Origin of the sequence: Megasphaera sp. ASD88, assembly GCF_002287425.1 — a bacterium.
Taxonomy (GTDB): Bacteria; Bacillota; Negativicutes; order Veillonellales; family Megasphaeraceae; genus Megasphaera; species Megasphaera stantonii.
This window is the reverse complement of sequence record NZ_NQXW01000022.1, coordinates 35,652-41,836: the sequence shown is the minus strand read 5'-3', so window position 1 is coordinate 41,836 and position 6,185 is coordinate 35,652. Positions and strand designations below refer to the sequence as shown.

The 6,185-nt window shown below is 48.5% G+C and carries 7 protein-coding genes; 1 reads left to right on the top strand and 6 read right to left on the bottom strand.

All coding sequences use genetic code 11. The features are described 5' to 3' along the window. Positions 1 to 137: 137 nt before the first annotated feature. Positions 138 to 551, bottom strand: coding sequence for a hypothetical protein (locus tag CJ260_RS10295; protein WP_095630127.1), 414 nt, complete (start codon positions 549 to 551; stop codon positions 138 to 140). Positions 552 to 595: 44 nt separating this feature from the next. On the opposite strand from CJ260_RS10295, the gene CJ260_RS10290 reads away from it, so the two are divergent. Further along, entirely contained in the window at positions 596 to 1,630 is a 1,035-nt protein-coding gene (locus CJ260_RS10290) for a tyrosine-type recombinase/integrase (protein WP_095630126.1), read from the top strand. Between the two features lie 883 nt (positions 1,631 to 2,513). Here CJ260_RS10290 and CJ260_RS10285 read toward each other — a convergent pair. The 5 genes from CJ260_RS10285 to CJ260_RS10265 are packed head-to-tail and all read right to left on the bottom strand — an operon-like array spanning position 2,514 to position 6,184. Then, on the bottom strand, positions 2,514 to 3,698 hold the full coding sequence (locus CJ260_RS10285) for a phage tail protein (protein ID WP_095630125.1): 1,185 nt from the start codon (positions 3,696 to 3,698) through the stop codon (positions 2,514 to 2,516). 4 nt (positions 3,699 to 3,702) lie between these two features. After that, positions 3,703 to 4,332, bottom strand: a complete 630-nt coding sequence (locus tag CJ260_RS10280; protein WP_095630124.1) for a putative phage tail protein — start codon at positions 4,330 to 4,332, stop codon at positions 3,703 to 3,705. Next, positions 4,325 to 5,359: a baseplate J/gp47 family protein gene (locus CJ260_RS10275; protein ID WP_095630123.1), complete on the bottom strand. Its 1,035-nt coding sequence runs from the start codon at positions 5,357 to 5,359 to the stop codon at positions 4,325 to 4,327. The genes CJ260_RS10280 and CJ260_RS10275 overlap by 8 nt, the downstream gene beginning before the upstream one ends. Continuing rightward, positions 5,352 to 5,774, bottom strand: coding sequence for a DUF2634 domain-containing protein (locus CJ260_RS10270; RefSeq protein ID WP_095630122.1), 423 nt, complete (start codon positions 5,772 to 5,774; stop codon positions 5,352 to 5,354). Before CJ260_RS10270 ends, CJ260_RS10275 begins: the two co-directional genes overlap by 8 nt. After that, the gene (locus CJ260_RS10265) at positions 5,771 to 6,184 is read right to left on the bottom strand and encodes a DUF2577 domain-containing protein (RefSeq protein ID WP_233127963.1); all 414 of its coding nucleotides are present in this window, start codon (positions 6,182 to 6,184) and stop codon (positions 5,771 to 5,773) included. Before CJ260_RS10265 ends, CJ260_RS10270 begins: the two co-directional genes overlap by 4 nt. Position 6,185: the final 1 nt, after the last annotated feature.

The window sequence follows — 6,185 nt, the reverse complement described above, 5'->3', positions numbered from 1 at the left end:
ATCCCCTTCAGTAGCACTATTGGGCTCCGGAAGCGGCTGGGAACGAGGACATTCCGGATTTGTGCAGAGCTCATACAAAAGCCCTTCTTGTTGTTTCATTGGGCGTCCACACAAAAAGCATTTTTTGGTTGTTTCCATTACAGCTCACTCCTTTTCTGAACATATTCAGCTTGTAAAGCCTGCCGTTCTTGTCTCAGCTGATTGGCGTACTCTTCGTCTTGATCTACCGTGGCGGCGACGATAATAGAGTTTTTGTTGTCCTCTAACTTAGTCGCGTATTCGTTGTCCAATTCGGACAACTTCGCAGCCTGCGTTTCTGCCGCCGTCGGCACATAAACAGGTTTGGGGACAAACGTTCCGTCGGCTTGGCGGATATACGGCTGATTATCAGCGTTGTTGCCAAGCAGGTTATTATAATCTGCTGTGCTGACCGCAATAAATCCCTTTGCTTGATAGTCTGCAATCTCAGCGTCCGTCATAAATACGGCGTCGTGTGTCTCGCCCCTGTTGCCATCGTCGTCGAACTTGATTAAATAATCTACTTTTGCCATAATCGTCCTCCTTGTACAATAAAATAAAAAAGGTGGTATGTATTATGCGTAATCCCAACGGATACGGAACCATTAAATTAATGGGCGGAAACAGGCGGCGGCCGTATGGCTTTCTGGTGTCGATAAACGGCAAACAACGGCTTATAGAATCGTTTGAAACTGCCGTTGAAGCCAAAATATACCAAGCTAATTATTACCTTGAACATCATCATAAACGCCTCCCAGGACATAAAATCACATTTGAAGAACTCTTTTACCGCTGGCTTCCTGCCCATCTACAAGAACATCCCAGCCTTGCCAAAACAACGATATACAGCTATAAAAACGCATTCCGGCACTGTGAAATGCTGCATCACAAGCCGTTTGCAGACATTAAATACGCCGACTATCAGGACATCATCGACCGTATCCGCTATAAGCAAAAGCTGTCATACAGCTCTTGTAAAAAGGTCCGTAGCCTAATTAGTCTCATGTCTAAATACGCCCAGAAAATGGAGTATCACAAAACTAATTACGCTGAACTTCTGGGCATCGGTCAAAATAAGCCCGTGCGTCCTCATAAAACAATAAGCCGGCAGAAAATTAACCGACTTTGGCGCATAGCTGACGCTTCCGGCATCGATACCATTTTGATATTGCTATATACCGGCGTCCGCGTCGGCGAGCTGTTAGAGTTAGAAAAGAAAAACGTCAACATGAAGCAGCGCTTTATCCGTATTGCAAAATCTAAGACCGAAGCTGGCTTGCGCATTATCCCGATCCATCCTCTCATCCTGCCTTTTATAGCCGCTCGCATGGCAGCCGCCGGCACGTATTTGATATGCGATAATGCTGGACATCCTTATGATTACAGCCGATACCGGTCAGAACTATGGGATAAAGCAATGAAGAAAATCAACGGCAGTCACTACACGCCGCACGATACACGTCATACTGTAGCGACGTTGCTTGATGATGCCGGAGCCAATGAAAATGCTAAACGCCGAATCCTCGGCCACGCCGGCGGCGATGTGACTGACCGCGTGTACACTCACAAAAGTCTCCACCAATTACGAAAATGTATACAGTTGCTACGCTGATTTGCTCTTAACGCGCCCTTAGACTATATGAAAGCCGCGATGTATGCTGTATTTACAGCCATTTTTCTTTGCTCTTAATGACTATAAAAAATACAGCTAAATGAGCCGGTATTTTCACATTTTTTCTGTAAATATCGGCTCGTTTCGCTGTATTTTCACATTCTCAAAATATTAAAATTAATTGATAATAGCATATTTTTATTGCAGTCATCTCTCCTCTTTTTCCTTCTATACAGTGGAGAACGGGGATGATGACATCAAACAACAGCATAACCCTTTCTCTGCCTGTTACCTCAAGTATCTGGACTGCAATCCCATTTGATATTTCAAACACGGCAAGTGTTTATCCTGTGGCTTGGGACAGCACGACAAGAGATGCAGTACGCATATTTTGCGCAAATAGCGGAGATTCTAATACCGTAGGGTATGTAGCTATCGGCCGATAATAATATATTTGCAGCTCGGCGCTTGTGACATTGTAGTCCCAAAAGTAAACGTTGTTTTTGTTGCAGATTCCCATTTTGCGACAATCGGCGCATCGTGATTTGTGTTGCTGTTTAAAAGTGATGCAAGTGCAACGGCAGCATATGCGCCTGATGTAAATGATATGGGCAAATTAACGATAGCTAGATAATTTGATGGGGTACCCGAACTTCCCCACTGTTCCAAGCCGAACAGTGGGGAACTGAAACTATCATCAATAACTCAGGCATTGCCGTAACTATGCCGCTGGCCTATACTGATACTACATATAAAATTTTAATAACACATAATAACGGCGTTTTATCGTCTAGTGTCGTGCCGCTGTCTGTAGGGTACATAAATCCGACTTATTTTTACGTGTCAAACAATATAGGCGAAAATCCTAACTTTTTCTGGTTAGCTATCGGCCGATAGCTAACCAGTATGTGCCGTCAGTATCCATTTTTTGGGCTTGCCTAATTTCCATCGTAGCTGAGGTGACATTACCTACGGAATGCGAATTTATAGTGCTTATTGACTCAGTAATATCTCCTGTAAAAGCCATTCGCAACGTAGTATTAAAAGCAATCGGGAAACTAACATAAGCAATATTATTGCTATATGTTGATAGATATCCCCACTGTACAATTAGACCGCCAAATAGTTTGCCAAAGTTTATATAGCCGTTTTGTGCCATCAGGCCGGACACTCCCAGTGCCGGCACGGTAAATTTATTGCCGTCCCAGTTTACTGCAAGACTTCCTTGCAAGTTGCTCAAGATAGCCGCGATGCTTGCCGCCGGCAGCGTTTTCCAATCATTTTGGCCAGTGATGGATTGTATCATGTACACTATGCCGCCCAACATGGTTTTAAGCGCGGCCGCATTCGCTTGCGGTTTTTCTATATTCCCCAGGGCGACAGTAAGATCTTCGATGAGCGCCCAAATCTCCCCGCCAGTCAGCACTTTATTTTGTGCCCCGGCAGGCGGCACTGGTACCATGCCGCGAGCTCCTGCTTCTGCTGCCGTCGCACCGACAAAGTCTTTATGCGCTTCGGTATCGTCATTGTGATTGCTGACAGCTGTTTCAATGGCTTCCCGTATGTCTTGATGCGCTGAAGCAGATTCATCGTGTTCTTGAATCATCGCCGCCACATCTTCTTCCGGCGTGCCGTCTATGATCGTTGAATCAATCTCAACGTTTTCTGCGTTGGAATAGCCAAACGCCATGGTCATCGTCTGCCTGTATACGGAGCCGCTGCCCTGTGCCGGCAGCGTTGCCGGCTGGTCGTCCGTCGTGACGCTGAACAAAATATTGCTTCCCGATGTGCCTTTTGCATAAAACCCCATTTCGCTGAGCACGACAGCGCTTGCCTGGCCTTCGTTGCTAACGCGGAACGTAATGAGGCACTCCATGTCCTGTTGTTTGATGCTGACAATATCGGCTTTAATTTTTTTAGCGGCTAAGTCCGTTGCCGTTTCTAAATTCGCCGGTGTGCCGCTGCCGAACCAGATTTCCGTAATGTTTAATTTAAGCTGCCCGGCCGTAACGGCTGCGGCCAATTCCCGGCCCGCGTTAGTAAGTGTAACCTGTTTCCAATTTGCCATAATATTAGTCCTCCTTGATGTCTACGCGGCAAAATACCATTCTGCCAGCGAACTTCGTTTCTTTTGCAAATGCCGTCTGCTGTTTAGCTGGCGGTATCGTAAGATATACGTGTTCCATGCCCTGGCCGTAAAAAGTGTACTGCCGCTCCAGACGGGTAATAAAATCGTACCGGAGCCCGATGTGCGCCGGGACATACACGTCCAGCGTCGCTTTCAGCTCGTCTAATTTTGTGTATTTTCCTTCCGGTATGATGATGTCGATGCGGTAATCTTCCGGGTGGTCTTCAGCAATGCCCGTGCCGTCCGTTACGTACAAATTGATGATGTTTGTAATAAATTCAAGCGTTACCGACGGCGCGCTAATCAAACGAGCAAGCACATCGTTACGTCGTTCTTCATCGGTTCGTTCCGTATTGGTGGTAAGACCGACAAACCGCTCCCAGTCGGCCAGTCCCCACGTAGCCGTCTGCACGAAGAATTGCTTCACCGTTTCGATCTGGTACTGCCGCTGTGTTTCATGCTCGTCGGACAGTGTCTGCAGCATATCCGTAAATGCCGGATCATGTCCTAAGAAACGCGGCAAATACCGCTGCAGTGCTACGGGCGTAACACGCAAAAACTCAAACTCAGCCATGAAGCACCACCTCGCTAACCTGCGGGATTTGTTCGTCTGTAACGGGGATATTGTCCATACCGCCGTTCAGCAATAAATCTTCATAGTCATATACCTGCGTTTCGTTGCTGTTCGCTAAAATTGTTTTGCCGATTTTCGCATACGATACTTTCTGTCCGTCATAATCGTCCGAAGCAAAATACCGTTTCAGCACATTTTTGATGCCGCCGATATTGCCGCCGCCGCTTGTCGGCGTCAATTCCACCTTGACCGGCAGTACCGTCGGCGCCGTAACCGTAACGGTCGCGCCGATGGGGTGCTGCGTTTCAATGTATGCCGCTACCTTTTCGAGCAGATCTTCCGACGCCGGGCCGCCGTTAGAATCGGTAATCAGCACTTTAACCGTACCGTTGCCGTTCCACAGCTTTTTTACCGTCGCTTTGCCAACGCCTTCAATACTCGTTGCCCATTCGATGTAGTTGTTGGCATTGCCGCTCGTCGCCGGCTGCCGTACTTTGAACAGCAGCCGTTCCAACAGTTCCGCGTCGCTTTCTTCATCGAAGCCGTCGTGCGTCGCCGCATCATTCGTGACTGCCGTAATGCCGGGGATAGACATGGAAACGACCGTTATTGCCCCGGCCTTGACGTTACCGCTTATTCCGGCCGTTTCCGCCTCAATAGCAATCACGCCCTGTTCTGTAATCTGCGTATCTTCCGTAGCATGGAACAATACGCCGGACTGCGTCGCAAACAAGCTTCCTTCCGGCACCGTGCCGTTTCCCGTTACCGTCAGCTCGCCGATTGCTTTTGTCGCTTCCCGGCGGTAAATGCCGTGTTCTGCCGCCCGCAGGGTCAAGTACTCGCCCCAGCTCGTTTCGGCAAAGGCCGCTTTATACATCTGCTCCCGTTCGACTTCCTGCTTGGCAAATTCGATGCTGTTCGACGCAAGCATATCGTATTCAAAGGTTCCTTCAAACTTGCTGGCGTCTGTCGTGCTGTTGTCTTGCAGCTCTTTCAAAATCTCCGGCTGTTCCCTAGCCTCATACATTGATATTCACCTCCCCGTATACCGTCGTAAGCGTAATATCGCACGTCACCCGCGTTCCTTTACTGGAAAACGTAATCGAGTCAATGGACTGGATGTACGGATTGACCATCAAACACTCGACGATAACGCGCTTCAGCTCCGAATAGCGTTCCTGCACGCTCATGACCTTGCCGATGAACGGCTTCAGCTCGATGCCGTACTGCCACGAGTACGCCAGATAGGCGTACCGTTCCGTCTTTAGGGCTTTGTAAATCCACACCTTCACCGCTTCGTTACCTTCCACCATGATGTGGTTGCCGGCCTCATCGTACAGGAAAACGTCGTGTTCAAAATCCCAGGCATATTCCCGGAACATAGGCAGGTCTGTACTGCGATTCGTTTGTTCTGTCCCCGTGAAGGGATATTCTGCGCTCATAGTTTCACCAGCTTATCCGTAATAATATACAGCTGACTGCCGGCGCAGGGCAGCACGCTGACCAGGTCGCCGGGCTTCAGCGTATCCGTATAGATAATATCGTCTGTATAGTCGTTATCGATGTCATGGTTATGGCTTGCATAGGCCGCGTCGCCGCTGCCGCCGGAACGATTCTGTGTCGCGCTGACGATATGACCGCGAGCCTCACGCCGATAGCCGACGAGAAGATATTCGGCAATGTAGATATTTTCTTTCGTCAATTCGATGTTGTTCCACTTGACGACAATATCCGGCGGCGGCTGTACGATGATGCCGACGCTCTGCGCCGTAGGGACGTGGGATTCGGCTACGTCGTGCATGATGCCCAGTACTTTCTGCATAGAATTTTCCGCGCTTGGTATTTCTGCCACG